Below are 20,782 nucleotides of genomic sequence, written 5' to 3' on the forward strand. Positions count from 1 at the left end.
ACACCTCCATTATTTATCCTGATTCAAGACCCGGTTAATTTGTGATCTAAATCCTTCTAAATCTTCCTTAGATCCCGTTAAACTAGCTGCAATGTAGCCGAGTAAACCAGCGATGATAATCAAGATTAAACTCATAAATCCTAAACTAATCCAAATGGTTGCCAACACTGCTCCGGCAACAAAGCCCCAATATGAACGTCTCATTTGTCTCACCTCACATTACTTTTTGCCTGATTACTTAGGGGTGATAGTTTGACATTCACCGCTTTAATCGGCATCTCAAAGATTGTTTGTAATGCTTGCTGTACCGTTTCTTTAACAGCCTGTGCTTGTTGATCAAGATTATTGCGGTCCATTGTCACTGCTTGAACGTTGGCCGTCACTTTGGGATGCCGGCCTTTAAACGTCGTATGGACTAAAACTTCTTTCACCCGGTGTTTTTCAATAATAGCTTGTGTCACTGTTTTTTCAACCGCTTTGCGGGAAAGGGCTAATTCGCCTTTATCTGACTTGATGATCATTTGGCGTTTTTTTGGTGGACTGAATAATGCCAATAGCAGTAAATATAAGAAAATTAAGCCACTAAGCACACCCAAGCCCAGTCCCAAATTTCCGACCCATTGTTCGGGTAGCCAACTGAGGTGCATGAATTGTTTATCGGTTTGTTGTAGTGGGTAGATTAGCATGATAAACCATGCTACCTGACACAATCCGAGCAAACTGACTAAACTGATCACCACTTTATTAAATTTATTCATGGTGTCCGCCCCTTTATATTAGGATTTTCTACGTGTGAATAATAATGAAACAACGAAAACGACAATTACAGCACCGATAATGGATGGAATTAAGGCCATCCCGGCAAGTTGTGGTCCCCAACTGCCAAATAATGATTGACCTAACCAAGCACCAACTAGCCCACCGACGATATTGCCAATCCAACCTGCTGGTAAATCACGGCTTGTTAATGCCCCCGCAATCACCCCAATTAAAGCACCAATAATTAAAACCCATAACCAATGTAACATCACAATCATCCTTTCTTGTTTCCTTAAAATATATTCTTGGTTCTTCATAAATGTAACAAGTTCGACAAGCATTCGTAAAACAATACGCTTATCAACATTATCAAATCGTAATCAATATGCTTGTTTTAGTTAATCGATTCGCCACCGGTGACACCGTAAATTTGCCCGGTAATATAGCTAGCAGCGTTACTAGCTAAGAACACATAAACTGGGGCCACTTCAACCGGTTGGCCCGCTCTTTTTAGTAAAGTATTTTGCCCAAATTTAGGCAAAGCACCTGCTAGTTGCCCTTGCGCTAACTGCAACGGCGTCCAAATCGGCCCTGGCGCAACCCCATTAACCCGAATGCCTCGATCGGCTAATTGTTGCGCAAGATTAATCGTAAAACTCCTAATCGCCGCTTTAGTTGCTGCATAGTCTAAAAGTTGGGGACTGGGGTTAAATCCCTGAACAGAAGTGGTCGTTAAAATACTCCCACCGGCCGGTAGATGCTCAATAGCTGCTTGGGCAATGGCATACATCGCGACAACGTTAATTTCAAAACTGTCTCTGACTTGGGCGAGTGGTAGCTCTTCAAGTGTGGGCCATGCAATCTGTTGGGCCGCATTCAACACGACTGTATCCAAGCCACCTAAGTCTTTAACTGCTTGGGTCACAATTTGCTGTGGTGCTTCTTGCATTTTGAAATCAGCGGGGATTAAAACGGCCTTGCGTCCAGCTGATTCAATTAATCCTGCGACTTCATTGGCATCACTTTCTTCACCGGGTAAATATTGCAAGGCAACATCAGCCCCTTCACGTGCAAAAGCAATTGCTACTGCGCGCCCAATTCCAGAATCGCCACCGGTAATTAAGACTTTCCGGTTCATTAATTGCTCGTGGCCTTGATAATGCGCCTCGCCGCAGTCTGGTTTGGGCCGCATCTTTTCTTGAAGGGCAGGTGCTTGTTGTTCTTGGCGCTCAAATCCCGTTACTTTATATAGCTCACGTGGATCCTTTAAGTCTGCTTTAACCATCTTGGTCCCTCTTTTCTAATTAATCTAGGTACACTGCTTTTAAATGTTTAATGTCATGCATGGTTAGTCCTAATGCCTGGTTTAAATAGGCTTGCGTTGAACCATAATCCGCATTAATTATCTGCACAGCCGCATTTAAGTATGACTGATCAACACTCATCAACGCCTGCATACTTTTTAAAAAGCCACTCGAGGCATCTTTTTGCCGCAACGCCTTAATGCGTGCTGCTACGTGCGCCCGCGATGCGGTATTCGACAATAGATAATCATACCGGATGACATCTTCAGGTACGCCTAACGCATTCAGTAAATAGTACGCCGCCATTCCGGTCCGGTCTTTGCCACCTGTACAGTGAAATAAAAAAGCCTGCTGCGGGTCGGCCTCAGTCAACAACCGTTCGAAGAATTGGCGATACATCGCAATTGAATAGGGATCTTGTACCATTTCCCGATAGACTTGGCGCATTTGTTGCTGGCCACCAAGCGGATTGTTGGTGTAGCGCTCATAGAGTTCCGCTTCGCTAGCCATACTTTGCGTTTCGTCTTCTTTAAAAATTGGTAATGCTTCATAAGAGGCCGTTGTAATCTTTTTATCTGGCGCTTTGTGGCGCTCACTTGGTGACCGAAAATCTATGACATAGTTGATGTGATAGCTTTCCAAAAGCACCAGTTCTCGCTTACTAAGCTTCGCCAAATTCCCCGTTCGAAACAAACGATGCGGTTTAATCGAGCGCCCATCCAATGTTTGATAGCCGCCTAATTCTCTGAAGTTGTAGCCATTTTTAATCGGTAATATGCGCGCAATCATCGACTCATCCTCTCTAATCAACCACTTTGGCTACTAGGTTCATTGATTATCATCCAATGTTTGAAGACACCTTTTTACTGTCTTGTTACTAAAAACACGACCATGATGATCGAATTCCAATGGCCCCCAGCTCTCACCGACGAGGGCTTCACCATTATTCTCTCTTAAAATTGCTTCCTCCAAATCAGTCATACCTTCTAAAAAACATTTTAGATTGGCTGATTCCTTTTTTATCACCAAGCATAGTTCTGGGGTCTTAACAGTACTACGACCTAACCGAACCATCCTAATTGGGACTTCTTTTTGCATAAGCAACCTTCCTTTCATGAAATTTTTAATAACGTTACATCCTCAATATAAAATAATTACTTTTATTCGTGCAACTTTTATGATTACAAATAATTATTATGATTATAATCATTTACCTTTACAAAGTTTCTTGAAGTTGTTTAAATGAAGTCACAATAACTAAAGGAGATGATTATTATCAACACTATTAATCTCATGTTTGCCGCGGATGAAAATTATGCTGATCAGCTACTAATCGCAATTAAATCAGTCTTAACCCATATTTCACCCCAAACTACTATAAATTTTTTTATACTAGATAATGAACTTGCTCCACAAACTAAGTGTGCTGTTCAGAAATTAGTTCGTAATCCACATCAAGTTGAGTATCTTACGCTCAACAAGCAGCTGTTCGAGAATTGTCCTGAAAGTAATCACATCAATAAAACCGCTTACTATCGAATTATGGCGCCGTTGCTATTGTTACGGAAACATGTTGAACGTGTTTTATACTTAGACGTCGATATTTTGGTTCAAACCGACCTCACACCACTTTACAATACCTCTCTTGGGACAAATATTGTTGGCGCCGTTATTGATCCGGGCCAAGCATTGACCCTTCGTCGACTTGGTGTAACACCACCTCAATCGAATAATATTTACTTCAATTCCGGCGTATTATTAATCGATACAGTTCGCTGGGTAAATGCTTCGATTACGGAGCGAACATTCCACTTTATCAACCATCATCCGGCGCTTTTAAAATTCCATGACCAAGATGCCCTCAACGCCACCCTCGTGGGTAAGGTCCAAATGTTGCACCCGAAATGGAATGTCCAAAACACATTAATTTTGAAAAAACATAGCCCAATCAATACGGAATACGCGCGATTATTTGATGAAGCAATTGCTAAGCCGGCCATTGTTCATTTCACAACGCATGAAAAACCATGGAACACCTTAACGGAACACCCTTACTTAAAACAATATCAAGCAGCCCTCAAGAAATTGCAGGCACAACAAACAGAGACAATTAATATTGTTTCTGCCGTCAACTCCGGCTTTATTGAGACCCTTGCGATTTTATATGCTTCAATCCTCAATCACAACGATACGTTCCGCCATTACGCTTTTTATGTATTAGAAGATCACCTTACCGCACGCGATCGGGCCGTTTTACAACAGGTAGTTGGCAGATTCAACGCTGACTTAACGTTTGTTGAAATTGATGAATCGCTATTAGCCAATACTGTTGAAAGTGACCGGATTTTAAAAACAGCTTACTACCGGATTCTAATTCCCGATGTGTTACCCCAATTGAATCGTGCCTTGTACATTGATTGTGATGCCCTTTGTGTGACTAACTTAGCTCGCTTGTGGGACATCAATTTAGGGGATGCTTACCTCGCTGCGGTAGAAGACGCCGGCTTCCATGGACGCTTAGAAAAGATGGGCATTGATTACCAAAGTCCGCGTTATTTTAACTCCGGCGTGATGTTACTCAATCTCAAAAAATGGCGTCAACACAACATCGTTGGTCGCGTACTGGACTTCATCAATCACCATCCCGAGAAACTACGCTTCCACGATCAAGATGCTTTAAACGCCATTTTGCACGATCAGTGGATTCACTTACATCCTATGTGGAATGCCCAAACCAATATTCTAATGAACGCCATTACACCACCTACCGAACAATTGAAAAAACAATTCTTAGAAGCGCAAAAAGAACCGGCCCTCGTTCACTTCTGTGGTCACGAAAAGCCATGGCATGCTTCATCGACCCACCCATTCACCCCTCAGTATCGTTACTACCGGCAACGATTCTTAAAACAAAAAGCCCGGCTCGTTCCTTTTGCCAATCGCCGGTCCCTCCCACAACAGGGATAAAACCCCAAAAAAACAGGTGCTAAGCCAAACTAAATTGGCCTTAGCACCTGTTTTTTTATTGCCCGACTAAACCATCATGAATTTTGTCTAGGTTCCACTTCATCATCGTATAGTACGTGTCGCCTGGTTTGCCGCTTTGCGCGAGTGAATCGGTAAAAATTTTGGCATAGATTGGTAACCCCGTTTCTTGAGCCACTTTTTCCATTGATTTTGGTGAAACGGAGCTTTCAACAAACAGATGCTTAACATCCGAATCGGCAATTTTCGCAAGCACCGTCTTCATTTGTTCGGGAGTCCCTTGCGATTCCGTATTGATTTCCCAAATGTAAACGGGGGCGACTTGGTAGGCCTTGCCAAAATACTTAAAAGCCCCTTCTGAAGTGACCAAGACCCGCTGATTAGCTGGAATATCGGCAAATTTAGCTTGCGCAGCAGTATGCAATTGACGTAAGCGCGCAAGATACTGATCCGCATTATGCCGGTAATCATCAGCGTGCGCCGGATCTTTGGTCTGTAGCGCTTTCGTAATATTTTCAACGTATTGCATCCCGTTAGCCAAGTCCAACCAGGCATGGGGATCCGGTTCTGTAGCATTCGTCGTCAGGTGTTGCACCTGGATTCCTTTACTCGCAGCGAAAACGTCCTTTTCAAATTTTTTGTGCGCAATCTTAACAAGTTTTTTAAACCAACCATTGCCGCCGGTTTCGAGGTTTAACCCATTGTGAAAAACCACATCTGCATCAGTTGTTTTCGAAATATCCGTTGGCTGTGGTTCATACTCATGCGGATCAGTCCCCCGCTTGACAATACTGTAAAGTTCAATATGGTCTTGACCAACATTGTGAACCATATCCTCAAGAATCGAGTTCGTGGTCACTACGCGTAATTTAGTCTGCTGGCTTGCTTGCTCTTGTTTCGCTTGGGCGCGGTACTGAATAAACCCATACACACCACCCACCAATCCGAAAACTGCGATTAAAGTCCCCATTATTTTTTTCATGCCGATTGTCCTCCTTTACGCCACTTAAGAAACCCTTGCTTAGGCGCGCAAATGAATGAAAAGGCAAAGAGCACGGCTGCCATCAAGACAATCGCCGGGCCAGATGCCCAGTTTAATGTGTAACTGAAGTACAAACCACTAATCGCTGACACAGCACCAATTCCAGCGGATAAAAAGAGCATCGTGCCTAATCGATTGGTCCATAAAAAGGCGGTCGCCGCCGGTGTGATTAACATCGCAACGACCAGAATAATCCCGACTGTTTGTAAAGCTGAAACCGTTACAAGCGTTAACACTAACATCAATCCGTAATGCAGCACCTGCGTTTTTAATCCATATGTTTTGGCATAGGTTTCATCAAACGAAGTAATCAATAACTCCTTATAGAAAAAAGAAACGAAGAGGATTACTACCCCTAAAACAATCGCCGTACTCATAATGTCCCGATCACTGACAGCGAGAATATTTCCGAATAAAATATGGTGTAGGTTTGTTGCACTTTCAGCCATTGAAATCAAAATAAACCCTAGCGCATAAAAGGCACTAAAGACCACCCCGATTGAAGTATCGGTCTTGATTTTACTATGCGTTGCGACAAACCCGATTAAAACTGCGGCTAAAATACCAAAGACTGATGCGCCCAAAAGCACATTTATCCCTAACATATACGCCACCGCGACCCCCGGCAACACTGCGTGTGAAATCGCGTCGCCCATCAATGACATACCGCGTAAAATAATAAAACTTCCGACAACGCCGGACATGATGCCGACCATTACAGCGGTCAGCAGCGCACTTTGTAAGAATTCATAACGCCCTAAGGCACTGATAAAAGCTGGCATGCTCGTCATTGGGCCACCTCCTGTTCATCAAATAAGACGGCTGATAAATCGGCACTAAAAGCACGTTCGATATTGCGGGCATTATAGACTTTTTCAGTTGGCCCATAATCGACAATTCCATGATTCATTACGACTAGATCATCAAAATACTGCGATACTTTATTCAAATCGTGGTGGATGACAATGATTGTTTTTCCCGCATCTCGCCATTGTTTCATGATTGCCATAATTGCGGTCTCACTCTGCAAATCAATCCCCACAAACGGTTCATCTAAAATAATAATAGCCGCTTCTTGGACGATGGCGCGCGCAACGAAAACCCGCTGCAATTGTCCTCCTGACAACTGGCCGATTTGCCGATGTGCAAATTCGCCAAGCGCGACTTGTTCAAGTGCCGCTTGACTGGCTTGCTTTGCCTTTTTGCCGGGATCGCGGAAGAGGCCTAACTTGCCATACGTCCCCGTCAACACAACGTCAAAAACGTTGATTGGAAAATTTAAATCCAAATCCTTCCGCTGTTCAACATATGCGACTTGCTTCTGGACTGCGCGCATTGGTTGATCTTGATATAAAACTGAGCCTTGCCGGGCCTTAACCAACCCTAACATTGCTTTAATAAGTGTTGATTTGCCTGCACCGTTTGGTCCAATGATGCCAGTGATTTTGCCTGCGTCAAAGTGAACGGCAACATCAGTCAATACTGGTGTGTCATCGTAAGCAACGGTGAGGTTCTTAACTGATAACATAAAGAGCCTCCATTCTTTTAGGTAAACCTAACTTTTCTCACTACAGCATACCCGATTTTAATCAAATTAACAAATAGTTTAGCTTAGGCTAACTTTTTTAAAGCCCCCCGTGGAACAACGATTACGAATGTTTCACGTAAAACATAATAAAAGAGGCGCGCTACTTTTAATTAAGTAGCACGCCTCTTTTCAATTATCATCAACAGCTTTATTACAGGGGCTAGCGCGAAAAATATCAGTCCTTCGAAAATTTTGGCTAGTGATTCATTCGTTCAATAAGGCACGCCTAATCAATTCCTGATACACCGCATCTAATTGATCATATCGTTCACTTAACCGATCTTTAATTTGCTGACAGACTGCTGCCCCTTTGGGAGCAAGCTCAATTTTAACTAACCGTTGATCATGGTATTCCCCATAATGCTTATAGATTAATTTTTTTTGCTGCAATTCATTGATTTTGCGGGATATCGTCACAATGGATGTGTTAAATAATTGGGCCAGTTGACTGGGGGTGGTCCCTTGCTTGTCTAGCCCTTCTAGGATTAAATATTGTTCAAAACTAATGCCATTCTTGTGTTAATAAGTTTAACTGCTGTGTCACTGTTTGAACCTTTAAATACCACTGACTATAATAATAAGCTTTCTCTACCACGACCATATCTACTCCTATTATGTAGCAAATAAATAAGTAGCGAAACAGCTGCTTCGCTACTTATTGATTGCTTATTTACCAGTTGCTAATGTCCATGTTAATTTAGCACTGTAACTTGCGTTATTGGTTGATGTTGTAGCTGGCAATACTAATTGGATGTCTTCTGGGTTCCAACCAAAAACGTTAGCCCCGGTCCCTTCATTAGTTTTAGCAGCTGCGACTTGCACTGGGGTAGCTGTTGATCCTAAACCAACTGCAAAGCTCTTAGTTACATCGCTAACTGGCGCGATCCCTTTAGCCTTATTATCAGCAAATTTAGTTGCATCCAAACTAGCCATATCTGTCGTAAATGATGAATCTTGATCTTCATTTGTTAATTTGAAGATTTCTTGCGTATTAGCTGTTTTAGTATTTTTAAATAACAATTGTGCATCTAGTTGTTGCGTTTGTGTGGCTGCTTGAACGCTTTTAGACGGCACAAACAAACAAGCCACCACTACTAAAGTCGCTAGCACAATCAGCTTTATCTTTTTTTCAATGCTCTTTCCTCTTTTACTTCCTTTTTACGGGGCCACGGTTAGTGTCCAAGTTAATTTGGTTGTATAACGCACGTTTGGCCGTTTAGTGGTCGCTAGAATATGCAACCCGATACTGTAATCCGCGGTTTTTTGATCCCCGAAATGATAGTTCCAGGTTGAATCACCAGGATTATCATACGTTTGAGCTTTTGTATTATCGCCGGTACCCGCTGCATAATGGTCCTGGTCACTAATGTCTGCGCCTGGCCACTAGGCGTTAATTTAAAATCAGAAACAACTACACTGTTATCAACGGCCGTACTTGGTTGATCAGAACTCAGCTTCGTTAGTTCCACATTACTAAATTGTAACTGGGTATTCTCTAATTGATAGGTTGTTTTTTCAACCGGAATGGTGACCCTAGATGATGCACTTTCAGCACTACTTTTAGCAGACATACTATTAGTAATCGTCTGCCCATTAGCTTCGTCGCCAGATTGGTGATAATTCTCCGTCACATAATTTTGAAGCCCATCTGGAACTTTCATATTCATAAACACTTTATAATTATCGGTCTGCATGTAAAACCCATTGTTCTTGGCTTGGGCATAAATCGGTACGCCGTCATTCCCATCTAGTTCCGTGTCTTTAGCAAAGAATATTCCGCCACTAGTTAAAGCTGAGTCACTCGTATTTAATAAATACATCTCTTGTTGAATCGTTGAATCATCGGCTGCCGGTCTTAATAGCATTTCAACCTGTATACCTACTGAATAACTACCGACCGCTTTTAGGGCCGTTTTACCATTGGCATCAGTGCCTTTATACGTTTTGAAGTTTTCCAAGTTATAGGGTAATGACGTATCACCTAAATGGGGGTTGGTCCCGTCACGGTCAGTTATTAAGCCATAGTCATACGAACTAGCCAACCCCCGGTTAGCATTACTAAAGGTTGCAACCGTCTTTCCATTGTCCTTCAAAAAAATATTGAACATCGGCTTCATGTTGCCGCCATCGGCACTTGTTAAAGTCCCGTCGGCATTTCCAAAGGTATAACACAGATATTGATTATCACCCGTCTTAATTTGGCCAATGGTATTTTGCGGCGTCTCAGTCCAATTACTAATGCCGTCATCAATCGTAACAAGGTTCTGAGCTGGTCCAACAGTTATAACCCCTTGGTCACTATAAATATCCTGGGGATCATTTATTTCGAGGTTTAAAGGAACAGCTTTGTTGGTCTGCTTGGACAATTTCAAAGTAAATATTTTGGATTGATAAGGAGATGTTGAGATAAACTCAGCACTCCAAAGATTACTTACACTCAATCTTATGTGATATGCACCAACTTGACCTGTATAAACTACTTTGATACTTGCACCATCATGAAGGATTTTATTGCTAGCATCGTGGTGAGCGCTATCAGCATATATCTCGTATTTGGTATCCGTTTTATTTGTATTTGAAGCCAATTTAGTAACTAACACATAGTCTGATCTCGTTGAAGCGTCCGCCCTAGTCTGCAACAGATTTTTAGGGATAATGGCACTCAAAAAAAGCAGGCTGAGTAAAACGATGATTATTTTTGTTTTTTTCAAGTGACCACATCCTTTTTATTAACTATTACTTTAGTCTAGTTTTTTAATAGTTGTTGCTTAGCACTAATTCTTAACGCGGTTAAAGATTAATCAGTTGTTTATCTTGTTACTGTTACCTACTTTGGTCAAGTAATTTTAGCACAATTTATAATGTATATGACTAATATATTCTAAACAACGCTTAAAAAGCGCCCATCTCAAACAGATTGTCGCGATGGGCGCCTTGATTTTTAACTATTGAATTGAACGCTTTTTATCAAAAATAAAACGGCTAAGATAACTGATGACGTTATCTTAGCCGTTTTTAATTAATCGTTATGCTTCCCAGCGGTTGTTTCTTGAGGGTAAAATCATCAAAATAAAGAACCAAATCGTCCCAATGAGTGGTACTAAATCGATTAATACCCACCAACCTGAGTGATCAGTGTCATGTAAGCGACGTACTTTGACCGATAAAGTGGCCACCCAAACTAAAAATACAACCACATTACGTGTAACAGAAACCCCTAAGTCGCGGATGTTATAAATATCGGCAATTGGATGCCCAATCACTTTTTGAATAATCGCAATAATCAAACCGCCTAAAATATAATTAATAATTACTGGCCACCAATAATCTTTCCGACTTGCAACACCCGTGAAATCGATAATCTTTTCCCAAAACTTTTTGTATGATTCAACCATCATAAAACCCCTCTTATGCTATAATTTGCAGCTTTTAATGTCATCAGCAATTGGACCCATTTTAATTAAAAGTTCCTGAAAAATACAAGCTGAGTACCCCTAAGACCATCATGATCAGAGCGATTATATATTGCGTCACCATACTTAAATCATGAAATAAAAATAACCGTGTTTTAACCAATGTTCGCGATAAGGTGACTAATATCGCAGCGATGATAATCAACACAATTCCTAAAATACGAAAAATAATCATCTAATTTCCCCCTGAATATGTTTTAAAAGACTTATTGGTTAAGTTACCATGCTAACCAGTAACTATAGTTTTATATAAATTCATATTTTGTGATTAAAAATACATAAAAATACCATATTTAGAATACTTATTGACTTTTTATTCAGTTAGGTGGTAACCTTTTCAATATATAAAATTATTACACAAAAGTTCCCTTTTCGCAATCGAATTGTAGGAAAGCTAACAGATTATCTGGAGGAATAATTGATGAGAACAATCATCCAAATACTACTTTCATCTTTACTGCTAATATCATTACTAATGATTACGGCTAAACTGGCCCAACCGAGCTTTGCACTATCGGCAAAAGAACAGCACTTATTACAGCACTATATACACGAATCACAACACCACGACGGCCTGTTAGACTGGTACAGTGATCAGCATACGCAAAAACTAAGTATCGATTTAACTAAATGAGGAGCGACACTATGCTTAAGATTTATCGAAATTATTGGGCACACTTATTAGATTTGCGTGGGCGTACCTCCCGTAAAGCGTATTGGGTCCCGATTCTAATTAACTACGCGCTCAGTCTACTGCTAATTCTACTATTTAAAAACATTTTGGCTGCAGCTGTTACCTTCAGCAATGTTGATAGTTTAAATAATTTATTCGTTGCTATTCTTCATCAAATGATTATCCTCTTGACGTGGTTAGCCACTTTTTCACTTAAAGTGCGGCGCCTACATGATACCAACCGCTCTGGTTGGTGGGTTTTTATTAGCTTTATCCCGCTAGTCGGGTCACTTTATTTTCTAGTATTAATGCTACTCCCAAGTAAAAAGATCACCAAAAATACGGTCACTTATCGAGAAAACCGACCGTTACTACTAACCGTCGTCGGCTTAGCAGCCACCGCTTCAATTATCAGTGTCGCTTGGCGTAATTATCTCACTTACACCAATAGCATTTATCAAGCTAACGAAGTGCAAAAATGGTCCGCTGATCAACATGCATTATTGAGTAAGCCAGCCTTCAGACAATTGCTCGACAAATATCAACATCAAAAAAGTACCGGGATCATGCCCAAAGTATTTAAGACGGTCATCATTCCCGGCCTCCACGGGGCTTGGTCCATCAATCACCAAACCAAGCAAGTAGCTTTTGGCAGCAATTGGGTCCCACAAGGCTTAACAGAGAATGATGATAGCTATTTCATCAGTGCTTATGATGGCAATCATCGCCTAAACTCCTTAATCTTTATCGTCGACAAACAAACTGGAAAATATCAAAAATCACTCATTCTATCGCGCAAAGCACACGTTGGTGGCTTAGCTTACGATCGTGACCACCAGCTCCTATGGGTGTCAGATGACACCCACCAATCAGCCCAAGTGTTGGCCTTACGGTTAGCCACGATTAATCGTTATCAAGCGGCTAAAGTGCAGCAACCAATCAAAGCCGATCAAATCGCCCCGCTAAAATGGGCCAGCAAGACCTCCGGACTAAGCTACTTTAAAAATAATCTCTTAATTGTAAAATATGGCAATAACATCAATAATCGAAGTGTCGTTGATTTTGAAGTCAACCACCAAACCGGCTTCATCAAACCGACAACAATGCGCACCCCACGGGTTAGTGCCCGAGAAGCTGCCAAAATGAAGCGCACCCAAGTCATCGCAATACTTAAAAAACAAGGATTAATCAAATCTTATTCGCCTGGTTATAATCGCATGCAAGGCTTAGCCGTCTTACCAACCAAAGATCAAAAGAGTGTTTTTACACTTTACACCCAAAGTAATGGCGACCAGTCCAGTCACCTAATCATTAACCGGAGTTATTTTAAAAACGACTTTGACTTCAGCCACATCAGCAAGCGGAATAATCAGTACAAAGAACTAGCTAGCATCGCTATTCCGCCATCTGCCGAACAAGTTAGCGCTAATGCCAGTACCCACAGCATCAGTCTGCTCTTTGAAGGCGGTGCCCGCGAATACCGCAAATATCGACTAGGCCTGCTCCAAACACCATTTAGCGACCGAATATTAGTTATGAAATATTAAACTAACAAAAGCCCCCACTGTTGACATAACAGTGGGGGCTTTTACTGTCTCTAAAATACTGACGAAATGTACGCTAACCGAATTAAATCTTGACCTTCAACAGACAGAATATAATTGAAACATTACAAAATTTTTATTCAAATTCAATATACAGGGTGCCAAACTTTGCATGTGCCAATGTTGGTACTTTTACGGCATTATGCTCAACCTCTAACGTTGAATGGGTTACTTCTTTTAAATCAACCCATTCAGCAAATTTAACTGGGTGCTTAAAAGTAATGACTTCATCAAGTTCTCCATAAAGATGTCCATTATATAATCGTATAATCATCCCCGGACGTTCCTCAGCTTTTTTAATAACACTTAATGTTAAACATCCACTCGTTTTGAAGAGACTGTCACTAGTAGGTAAATCTTTTTGCACTACGCTTTGCGTAAAAATCAGTCGTGAATTTAAAAAGTCAGCATATTCGTAAACCAATGGACGAGTATTAACTATTTTAGCAGTATTAGCAACCTCACCTGAGTCAACATCCCCTTGATAATAATAAGCAGTAAAACTAAAACTCATTTGTTTATGGCACTGCGCATTCGGTGTCTTTACGACCGATTCGCCAGATGCTCTTCCTGGTCGATAAATAAGATTCTCTTTTCCCATATAACCATAGGTTCTAAAAAGAGTAAGCCGAATTGTATCATACTTTTCACCTACAATTTCGTATTCACGAACACCTTTAGGAAAAACTGCTACTCCTTTTTGTGTATCATTTAAAGTAACAAAGCTTTGACACGTTTCAATTGAAATCGGCATTTCGTTCCATTTTTCTTGAGCTGAATGCCATAAGTCCATTTCGGGCTGACGAACAACAGGTCGTTGAATTACCCCAAATTGTTGGTCGGCCGTTGACACTTTCGAAGCAATTCCCGTATCAAACAGAGCGCATAGTCGATGACTATCAACCCAACGATTATCAACTGCCACTTCAAAATTAATTATCGATTGGCCTTTAGATAGCTTAACAATCATCGTTACTGGTAATCTAGTTGATCGAATACCTTCAGAACGTTCTACTAGGTCTTTAGGGACCAACATTTCGTACGTAATAGTTGCTATTTCTAAAATTTCTGATTTAACCACCTTGACTGCCGGCTTAAACTCAATTGACTGAATCTTCAGGTCGTTATGCGGTGGCGAATAATTAAATGAATCACCATCATCACCATTTTCTTCTAAGATAGCTTGATTTTTATAGGTAATAGCTGTCTTTTTATCTAAGATATCTAACGAACCATTATCATTAATGAAGATTTTTAATGCTTCATTCTCTAATATTTCTCTTTTTTGTTCAGCCAATTCTGTTAGTGTATTTTTACGCAAATCAATTGTATATTGAGTGTATCCAACACTTGGAATATCATTCAACTGTAATGCAATTTTTGCCTTATAAACCTTATTTGGTGTAAAAATATCCTTGCTTGGATCTAATATATTACCTTGATTTAACACATATTCTGTTTGATCCACAAATTCAAGGATTGTATATGGAATTTCATTTCCTTGCTCATTAAGTATCCCAAATTCTCTTTGTGGGACATAACATTCTGTTTCAACGACTCCATTTTGTACTGATGACAACGGATTGAAAACCGTTAATGATATTTCACTAGACTGCGGATTATCAATCCTCGTAGCAATTTCTCGCAATGTTAATTCCACTAAATTACTAGTAATATCTCTTACTTGTTTATAGCGCATGTAAATATCTTCATTAGTTGTATCAGAAACACATGCTCCAATTGAATCATGCGCTGCATTTTCAAACATTAACCGCCATACTTCTCTGACTGTTTCGACTGGATATTCCAATCCATATGCCATTCCTAAACTTAGTAATGGTTCCATTGTATTGACTAAGTAGTTTTGAGTTTCTGTATTCATTTGTTTTAAATCTGAACGTGAAGAAAAGATACTCTTATGAATACGCATCAATTTACCATTTAATAATTCTCCACTAATCTCTTCTAGCTCTGGATGTTGCGCTTTAACTGCTTTGATATATGATTCAATCGTTGAAATCTGAAATTCATATTCTCCATCGTATAATTTGTTCATTTCATCAATTAATTCTGGTAAATTTTCTCTTGGTGGCGCCTGATCAAACCCATTTGGGAAATAAACCTGATTGGTTGAACTTCTTTTCCATGTTGTTTTAAATGGTTCGTCGTTCAAAAATTTAGCCAAACTATCTACTTTTTCTGGGATTGCCCCCCCAATATAATAGCCACTCGGAATTTGATATACATTCACTTCTGAACCATCTTCACCACGCCACTTATATTCTGTTTTGTGCACCTGATCATCACTAACACCGCGCCAGAACATCGTATCTTCAATACCAAGTGATTGATAAATTTGTGGCATACTTGCTGATTGACCAAACGAATCTGGGACATAACCAACATTCATGTAGCGACCAAACTCGTTACAAATACGCATGCCATATAACATATTGCGAACAATACTCTCGCCAGAAATGACTAACTGATCCGTTTGAGTGTACCACGGACCAATAATTAATTGACCCGCTTGCACTAATTTTTTAATTCGCATCTTATCTTGTGGTCGCCATTTTAGATAATCATCCAGCAAAGAAGCTTGACCATCTAAAATAAAATGATCATACCCCTGCTTGTTTTCTAACAGTTCTAATACCCTTTTAAAATTATGCATCAAATACACTCTAGAACGACTAGTTGTGAAATACCATTCTCGATCCCAATGTGTATGTGGAACAACATGCACTTGCTTTTTCATCATAGTCCTTCTTTCTCCGCTTTTTTATTTGGCTTTTAGTTTTCAAAATCAATCTGGATATCATCTAAATTCATATCTTCTTCTACCTCTTGTTTATTGAAGTCAGCAACTAATGGCGCTACAAAACCGATAAAGGCCGCACCTGCAAACATCCCCACTAGGTATGCCCAACCACTACCAACTGTAAAGAATCCATAAACACCGCCAACTGGTGGCATTTTAGCATGCATTCCTAAAGCAATTCCTAAGCCTGATGCGATTGCACCACCAATCATGTTTACAGGTGCTAATTTTAATGGATTAACCAAAGTAAACGGGATAGCGCCTTCTGTAATTCCGATGAATCCCATGATAAAGTTATTTCTACCAGCATCTAGCAATTCACTGTTAAAGCGTTTCTTATGGAATAAGGTTGCGAAAGCATAACCAAGAGGAACTGCACAGATTGCTGCATTTACAATAATAGCTGGCAAATAAATTTTTTCAGCTAATAATACATTTCCAGCCATCCAAGCCGCTTTATTCACAGGGCCACCTAAATCAGTTCCAATCATGGCACCCATAATAATCGCCAATACAACTTGATTAACATTATTTTCAATCATGTGGCGAATCCAACTAACTAAACCCGTATTAATCCATGACAGCGGACCTGACAATACTGCTCCCATGACGATAGCAACAATCATTGTTGCAAATAAGGGCAGGATAACAAGTGGCATAACACCTGAAAATTTGTCTGATAATTTAATATGTTCTTTAGCATACTTAACGGTATAACCCGCTAAGAAACCCGCAATTAATGCACCAAGGAAGCCGGCATTAGTGCTTGTTGCAACTGCTCCACCGATAAACCCAGCACCTAATGCTGCTTTATCACCAATCGAATAGGCAATAAACCCTGCTAACACGGTATTAATTAAGCCAATTCCAGTCCAACCAACTTGCTCGATTAAATATAATGCATGTTTGAATCCTTCGGTCTTAGCATATGGATCTAAACTCGTTAGGCCCATCCCCAATGCCATCATTTTTGGAATTGCAACCACTAACGATGCCCCAATAATTAACGGCAGTACAAAACTAATGCCGCTCATTAAGTGCCCTTTCATTTGTGCTAAACCTTTTTTCATGACTTACCCTCCAGTTTCTAGTATCTTTGTTCTACTGCTTGAACACACTTTTTTAGCACTGCTTCAGGAGCTTTAATACATGTGCTGATGTTTACTCGTAATTGAGGTTTACCTTCAAAACGTTCCAACCCAATTACTTTTTGATCAGTTGCTAGTAAGACAAAATCTGCAGCATCTGCTTCCGCTTGAGAAATTTTATTGACTTGCCCCAGTGATCCTTGTTGTTCAATCTTGACATCATATCCTAACTTAACACCAGCTTTTTGTAGTGCTTTTGCTGCCATTGGTGTATGTGCTAATCCTGCTGGACAAGCTGAGATTCCGACAATTTTCATTGTTGATTCACTCCTATCATTTCATTACTAATAATTGTTACTAACTCTGCTGCACTTGTGTTCCTGATAATAGCATTTTTAAAATCATCTTCCATAAGCGCAGTTGCTAGTGCACTGAGCATCTGAATGTGCACAGTCCCTTGCTCAGCTTTAGGTACTAATAATGCAAATACATATTGAACCGGTTGATCATCAAACGTCTCCCAAGAGATATGCTTCTTGTTTTTAACAAAAATTACAGTTGGCGTTTTTACAGTTTCATCTTTTGCATGTGGAATCGCAAAACCATCCTGAAGCCCTGTAGATGACTCAGCCTCTCTTCTCAAAAAAGCTCTGTACGTCGCCTCCTCACTATCTACAATGTTTTGCATCTTGGCATACTTAGCGATAACCTTCAATAATGCTTCTTTTGACTCTGCTTCTTGATTCAAAAGAATATTCTTTTTTGTAAATTTCATCTTATTCCCTCCTTAACCACAACCCTATAATAATATTGTAGTTCAATTTAGAAAACCCTTACATTTTCCAAAAGTCATAGCGTTTGTTGGTACAACACTTTATAAAAGCGTTTCCATTTTATCTGGAAATCCATTGTAGTCTAACTTGTATCTACTAATGTTAGAATTAAATTAGATAATTCGTGAGGAGATTTTTACATGGCTAAACTTGATTACCAAAGACTGGATGACTTAGTAAATATTTTACTTTTGAATCGGCAACAACCTCTCGCACTTAATGCCTTGGTATCTCAATTGGCGGTTTCCGATCGTACCATTCGCCATGATATTGCGATACTCAATGACATATTACCCATCCACCATGCTAAGATTAACCTTACTCGTAGCAAAGGATACCAATTAGTTATTACTGATAATCACGGCTTTATGAAATGGTGGTACAGTGCTGATTCAGATAATTCTACTCAACTAACCACCCCTGAAGAGCGTCAGCAATACTTACTGTACTTACTACTAACAAGTACAACACCACAATCTGTTGATTCATTACTGGATAATTTATATATTAGTAAAAATACATTTTACACATATCTTAAACAGGTTAAAGAACAGCTCACGACCTTTAATCTCAAACTCATTAACCATCCAAATGTAGGATTCGAGCTAGTAGGACTAGAATTTAATATCCGTAAGGCCATTATTGAGCTATTAATCCGTGCTGACCTTCAAAATTATATTATTGATTTTTCATCAATTGAATACCACCTATTTGAAGACATCGATTTAGCTCAGCTCCAGAATTTAGAAATGACTTATCTTAAGGATTTAGATCTTTTAGAATCGGATTTTTATCATAAAAATGTATTATCCGCACTAGCACTATCGATTACTCGAATTATGCAAAATAAACCCTTAAAAACTATTCCGTTAAAGGTCCCAAAATTAAATACTGACGTTATCAATAAAGTATCAGAGCTTATTAAAGTAATTGAAAAAGAATATGCCATTCAATTCAACATTTTTGAACGCGACTATTGTTATTACAATATTGGTGTAAATTTTCCGAGATTAGTTCAAGATACTGAAAATATCGACTATATCTCATCAACTTCATCCGAAATTGTAAATACTATATTACAAGGCATTAAACAAAAAACAAATTATGACTGGACGCATGATGAAGTTCTTAGGCGTGACCTAACGGCCCACATCAAAGGCTTTATTAATATGGACATCTACAATACAAATCGAACAAACCCACTGTTAGAAACTATTAAAAAATCTTTTCCATTACCCTATGATCTTAGCTTGACGCAGTTAAAAGAAGTGACACAAAAATATGGTATCGATTTTTCCGAAGACGAGGTTGGTTATATTGCACTACACCTTGCTGGTGCTATAGAACGCAATGATCAGCATCATTATCAAAAAATAGATGTAGCAATTGTTTGTGCTAGTGGTAGAACACTCAGTAAGTTAATTGAGATTAAACTTAAAAAAAAATATTCTCAAATTGTTAACATTGTTGGTACATATTCGTACGCTGAATTAATGCACCAAAAAATCGTTCATAATGACATTCTTGTTTCAACAATTCCAATTTCAGAAACCAAATATACCTCATTTTTCTTAGATGTTAACAACTTAGATCGCGATATTGAACGGATCGGCGAACGTATTACACAGCTTACCCATCAACTTTCCACAATCGATTTATTTAAACCTTCCTTTTTTTATTCAATTAAAGGAACTATGTCTAAAGAAGCCTTATTAACTAAAATGGCTGACAATCTTCAATCTGAAGGCTTCGTGGAATCAGACTTTATCGACAGTGTACTGACACGCGAAAAGATTGGTAATACTTGCATCAATAGTGTGTTGGCTATCCCACATCCAATGTCACTAATCGCCAATCAATCTGCCCTTTCCCTGGCAATTGCACCTGAAGGAATCCTTTGGGCAGGTAATACCCGCGTCAACTTTATCTGTTTATTTTCCATCACCAAAGAGGATTTTGCCGCTTCAGAATCTATCTATGATTTGCTCCTAGATTTCTTAGAAGATACAATCGCTCAGAAAAAGTTACTTGAACATCCCACGTTAAGTTCGTTTAAAAAGATTTTAAGAGCATACTAGCTTTAAAAATTATCTAATAATTAATTATATTAGTTACACATTAACTTTAAAACAGATTTCCGATTTCAATTGCTCAAAAAGCCCGCCTCACTATAAAAGTGAGGCGGGCTTTTTGAAGCTTTTATATGATTAAGTACTACTCACTACCATACTCCAGCTTAGCACCATTTGATGTAATCACTTGCTGATACCAATAATACGAATTTTTTTTTAATCGTTTGGCAGTCCCTTGGCCTTGATCATCTATATCGACATAGATAAACCCATATCGCTTACTCATTTGACCAGTAGTTGCACTCACTAAATCGATTGGTCCCCAAGTTAGGTACCCGATACAATTAACTTGATCAATTTCAATTGCTTTTTTCATCTCTTGAATGTGCTTGCTTAAATAGTCAATTCGATATGGATCTTGTATCCTACCGTCAGCAGAAATTTCGTCGACGGCACCCAAGCCATTTTCCGTTATCATTATTGGTAACCCATATTTACGGTACGTATAATTTAACAAATAACGTGATCCTATCTGAAATA

Annotated in this window: 22 protein-coding genes and 1 pseudogene; 4 read left to right on the top strand and 19 right to left on the bottom strand. The window is 39.5% G+C overall.

Annotated elements, in window-relative coordinates; translation table 11 throughout:
• Positions 1-9: 9 nt before the first annotated feature.
• The 6 genes from J7Q78_RS04175 to J7Q78_RS04200 form a co-directional block, all read right to left on the bottom strand.
• Positions 10-204, bottom strand: a complete 195-nt coding sequence (locus tag J7Q78_RS04175) for a hypothetical protein (protein WP_154242765.1) — start codon at positions 202-204, stop codon at positions 10-12.
• A 5-nt stretch (positions 205-209) separates the two neighbouring features.
• A complete protein-coding gene (amaP, locus tag J7Q78_RS04180; protein ID WP_208422444.1) occupies positions 210-758 on the bottom strand; it encodes an alkaline shock response membrane anchor protein AmaP in 549 nt (182 codons plus the stop codon).
• A gap of 18 nt (positions 759-776) precedes the next feature.
• A complete protein-coding gene (locus J7Q78_RS04185) occupies positions 777-1,028 on the bottom strand; it encodes a GlsB/YeaQ/YmgE family stress response membrane protein (RefSeq protein WP_004270655.1) in 252 nt (83 codons plus the stop codon).
• Between the two features lie 125 nt (positions 1,029-1,153).
• Positions 1,154-2,044 (bottom strand): SDR family oxidoreductase, encoded by an 891-nt coding sequence (locus J7Q78_RS04190; protein ID WP_154242763.1) that lies wholly within the window; start codon positions 2,042-2,044, stop codon positions 1,154-1,156.
• Between the two features lie 19 nt (positions 2,045-2,063).
• Positions 2,064-2,852: a tyrosine-protein phosphatase gene (locus J7Q78_RS04195; RefSeq protein WP_208422445.1), complete on the bottom strand. Its 789-nt coding sequence runs from the start codon at positions 2,850-2,852 to the stop codon at positions 2,064-2,066.
• Between the two features lie 39 nt (positions 2,853-2,891).
• Entirely contained in the window at positions 2,892-3,161 is a 270-nt protein-coding gene (locus J7Q78_RS04200) for a hypothetical protein (RefSeq protein ID WP_154242761.1), read from the bottom strand.
• 195 nt (positions 3,162-3,356) lie between these two features.
• Between J7Q78_RS04200 and J7Q78_RS04205 the strand changes: the two genes are divergently transcribed.
• Entirely contained in the window at positions 3,357-5,030 is a 1,674-nt protein-coding gene (locus J7Q78_RS04205) for a glycosyltransferase family 8 protein (RefSeq protein ID WP_208422490.1), read from the top strand.
• Between the two features lie 55 nt (positions 5,031-5,085).
• Here J7Q78_RS04205 and J7Q78_RS04210 read toward each other — a convergent pair whose 3' ends face one another.
• The 8 genes from J7Q78_RS04210 to J7Q78_RS04245 all read right to left on the bottom strand — a co-directional run bounded on the left by J7Q78_RS04210 (position 5,086) and on the right by J7Q78_RS04245 (position 11,326).
• The gene (locus J7Q78_RS04210) at positions 5,086-6,030 is read right to left on the bottom strand and encodes a metal ABC transporter substrate-binding protein (RefSeq protein WP_208422446.1); all 945 of its coding nucleotides are present in this window, start codon (positions 6,028-6,030) and stop codon (positions 5,086-5,088) included.
• Positions 6,027-6,881, bottom strand: coding sequence for a metal ABC transporter permease (locus tag J7Q78_RS04215; protein WP_208422447.1), 855 nt, complete (start codon positions 6,879-6,881; stop codon positions 6,027-6,029). The genes J7Q78_RS04210 and J7Q78_RS04215 overlap by 4 nt, the downstream gene beginning before the upstream one ends.
• Positions 6,878-7,618 (bottom strand): metal ABC transporter ATP-binding protein, encoded by a 741-nt coding sequence (locus J7Q78_RS04220; RefSeq protein WP_208422448.1) that lies wholly within the window; start codon positions 7,616-7,618, stop codon positions 6,878-6,880. Before J7Q78_RS04220 ends, J7Q78_RS04215 begins: the two co-directional genes overlap by 4 nt.
• A gap of 264 nt (positions 7,619-7,882) precedes the next feature.
• Positions 7,883-8,185: a DeoR family transcriptional regulator gene (locus J7Q78_RS10130; protein ID WP_208422491.1), complete on the bottom strand. Its 303-nt coding sequence runs from the start codon at positions 8,183-8,185 to the stop codon at positions 7,883-7,885.
• Positions 8,186-8,344: 159 nt separating this feature from the next.
• A complete protein-coding gene (locus J7Q78_RS04230; protein WP_208422449.1) occupies positions 8,345-8,752 on the bottom strand; it encodes a WxL domain-containing protein in 408 nt (135 codons plus the stop codon).
• Between the two features lie 84 nt (positions 8,753-8,836).
• Positions 8,837-9,046: a WxL domain-containing protein gene (locus tag J7Q78_RS10135; protein WP_208422492.1), complete on the bottom strand. Its 210-nt coding sequence runs from the start codon at positions 9,044-9,046 to the stop codon at positions 8,837-8,839.
• Positions 9,047-10,704: 1,658 nt separating this feature from the next.
• Positions 10,705-11,073: a DUF805 domain-containing protein gene (locus J7Q78_RS04240; protein WP_208422493.1), complete on the bottom strand. Its 369-nt coding sequence runs from the start codon at positions 11,071-11,073 to the stop codon at positions 10,705-10,707.
• A 61-nt stretch (positions 11,074-11,134) separates the two neighbouring features.
• On the bottom strand, positions 11,135-11,326 hold the full coding sequence (locus J7Q78_RS04245) for a hypothetical protein (RefSeq protein ID WP_208422450.1): 192 nt from the start codon (positions 11,324-11,326) through the stop codon (positions 11,135-11,137).
• Positions 11,327-11,572: 246 nt separating this feature from the next.
• Between J7Q78_RS04245 and J7Q78_RS04250 the strand changes: the two genes are divergently transcribed.
• Both J7Q78_RS04250 and J7Q78_RS04255 read left to right on the top strand, forming a co-directional pair.
• Positions 11,573-11,785 (top strand): hypothetical protein, encoded by a 213-nt coding sequence (locus tag J7Q78_RS04250; RefSeq protein ID WP_208422451.1) that lies wholly within the window; start codon positions 11,573-11,575, stop codon positions 11,783-11,785.
• 11 nt (positions 11,786-11,796) lie between these two features.
• Complete coding sequence (locus tag J7Q78_RS04255) at positions 11,797-13,371, top strand: DUF805 domain-containing protein (protein ID WP_208422452.1); 1,575 nt, start codon at positions 11,797-11,799, stop codon at positions 13,369-13,371.
• A 133-nt stretch (positions 13,372-13,504) separates the two neighbouring features.
• On the opposite strand, the gene mngB is transcribed toward J7Q78_RS04255, so the two are convergent.
• The 4 genes from mngB to J7Q78_RS04275 are packed head-to-tail and all read right to left on the bottom strand — an operon-like array spanning position 13,505 to position 18,112.
• On the bottom strand, positions 13,505-16,186 hold the full coding sequence (gene mngB / locus J7Q78_RS04260; RefSeq protein WP_208422494.1) for a mannosylglycerate hydrolase: 2,682 nt from the start codon (positions 16,184-16,186) through the stop codon (positions 13,505-13,507).
• 35 nt (positions 16,187-16,221) lie between these two features.
• Positions 16,222-17,319: a PTS fructose transporter subunit IIC gene (locus tag J7Q78_RS04265; RefSeq protein ID WP_208422453.1), complete on the bottom strand. Its 1,098-nt coding sequence runs from the start codon at positions 17,317-17,319 to the stop codon at positions 16,222-16,224.
• Positions 17,320-17,336: 17 nt separating this feature from the next.
• The gene (locus J7Q78_RS04270; RefSeq protein ID WP_208422454.1) at positions 17,337-17,654 is read right to left on the bottom strand and encodes a PTS fructose transporter subunit IIB; all 318 of its coding nucleotides are present in this window, start codon (positions 17,652-17,654) and stop codon (positions 17,337-17,339) included.
• Positions 17,651-18,112, bottom strand: coding sequence for a PTS sugar transporter subunit IIA (locus tag J7Q78_RS04275; protein WP_208422455.1), 462 nt, complete (start codon positions 18,110-18,112; stop codon positions 17,651-17,653). The genes J7Q78_RS04270 and J7Q78_RS04275 overlap by 4 nt, the downstream gene beginning before the upstream one ends.
• A 198-nt stretch (positions 18,113-18,310) precedes the next feature.
• Between J7Q78_RS04275 and J7Q78_RS04280 the strand changes: the two genes are divergently transcribed.
• The gene (locus J7Q78_RS04280; protein WP_208422456.1) at positions 18,311-20,248 is read left to right on the top strand and encodes a BglG family transcription antiterminator; all 1,938 of its coding nucleotides are present in this window, start codon (positions 18,311-18,313) and stop codon (positions 20,246-20,248) included.
• Positions 20,249-20,384: 136 nt separating this feature from the next.
• Here J7Q78_RS04280 and J7Q78_RS04285 read toward each other — a convergent pair.
• Positions 20,385-20,774 (bottom strand): annotated as a pseudogene (locus tag J7Q78_RS04285) (family 1 glycosylhydrolase); the annotation flags it as partial.
• Positions 20,775-20,782: the final 8 nt, after the last annotated feature.

It is taken from the genome of Latilactobacillus fragifolii (genome assembly GCF_905332535.1).
GTDB classification, from domain to species: Bacteria; Bacillota; Bacilli; order Lactobacillales; family Lactobacillaceae; genus Latilactobacillus; species Latilactobacillus fragifolii.

Excerpts from the sequence above, each read along its gene's own strand:
- J7Q78_RS04215 (WP_208422447.1), bottom strand. The coding sequence starts at position 6,881 with ATGACGAGCATGCCAGCTTTTATCAGTGCCTTAGGGCGTTATGAATTC.
- J7Q78_RS04240 (WP_208422493.1), bottom strand. The coding sequence starts at position 11,073 with ATGGTTGAATCATACAAAAAGTTTTGGGAAAAGATTATCGATTTCACG.
- J7Q78_RS04195 (WP_208422445.1), bottom strand. The coding sequence starts at position 2,852 with ATGATTGCGCGCATATTACCGATTAAAAATGGCTACAACTTCAGAGAA.
- J7Q78_RS04205 (WP_208422490.1), top strand. The coding sequence starts at position 3,357 with ATGTTTGCCGCGGATGAAAATTATGCTGATCAGCTACTAATCGCAATT.
- J7Q78_RS04270 (WP_208422454.1), bottom strand. The coding sequence starts at position 17,654 with ATGAAAATTGTCGGAATCTCAGCTTGTCCAGCAGGATTAGCACATACA.
- J7Q78_RS04250 (WP_208422451.1), top strand. The coding sequence starts at position 11,573 with ATGAGAACAATCATCCAAATACTACTTTCATCTTTACTGCTAATATCA.
- J7Q78_RS04210 (WP_208422446.1), bottom strand. The coding sequence starts at position 6,030 with ATGAAAAAAATAATGGGGACTTTAATCGCAGTTTTCGGATTGGTGGGT.
- J7Q78_RS04280 (WP_208422456.1), top strand. The coding sequence starts at position 18,311 with ATGGCTAAACTTGATTACCAAAGACTGGATGACTTAGTAAATATTTTA.
- J7Q78_RS04255 (WP_208422452.1), top strand. The coding sequence starts at position 11,797 with ATGCTTAAGATTTATCGAAATTATTGGGCACACTTATTAGATTTGCGT.
- J7Q78_RS04185 (WP_004270655.1), bottom strand. The coding sequence starts at position 1,028 with ATGTTACATTGGTTATGGGTTTTAATTATTGGTGCTTTAATTGGGGTG.
- J7Q78_RS04200 (WP_154242761.1), bottom strand. The coding sequence starts at position 3,161 with ATGCAAAAAGAAGTCCCAATTAGGATGGTTCGGTTAGGTCGTAGTACT.
- J7Q78_RS04175 (WP_154242765.1), bottom strand. The coding sequence starts at position 204 with ATGAGACGTTCATATTGGGGCTTTGTTGCCGGAGCAGTGTTGGCAACC.
- mngB (WP_208422494.1), bottom strand. The coding sequence starts at position 16,186 with ATGAAAAAGCAAGTGCATGTTGTTCCACATACACATTGGGATCGAGAA.
- J7Q78_RS04190 (WP_154242763.1), bottom strand. The coding sequence starts at position 2,044 with ATGGTTAAAGCAGACTTAAAGGATCCACGTGAGCTATATAAAGTAACG.
- J7Q78_RS04220 (WP_208422448.1), bottom strand. The coding sequence starts at position 7,618 with ATGTTATCAGTTAAGAACCTCACCGTTGCTTACGATGACACACCAGTA.
- J7Q78_RS04245 (WP_208422450.1), bottom strand. The coding sequence starts at position 11,326 with ATGATTATTTTTCGTATTTTAGGAATTGTGTTGATTATCATCGCTGCG.
- J7Q78_RS04275 (WP_208422455.1), bottom strand. The coding sequence starts at position 18,112 with ATGAAATTTACAAAAAAGAATATTCTTTTGAATCAAGAAGCAGAGTCA.
- J7Q78_RS04265 (WP_208422453.1), bottom strand. The coding sequence starts at position 17,319 with ATGAAAAAAGGTTTAGCACAAATGAAAGGGCACTTAATGAGCGGCATT.
- amaP (WP_208422444.1), bottom strand. The coding sequence starts at position 758 with ATGAATAAATTTAATAAAGTGGTGATCAGTTTAGTCAGTTTGCTCGGA.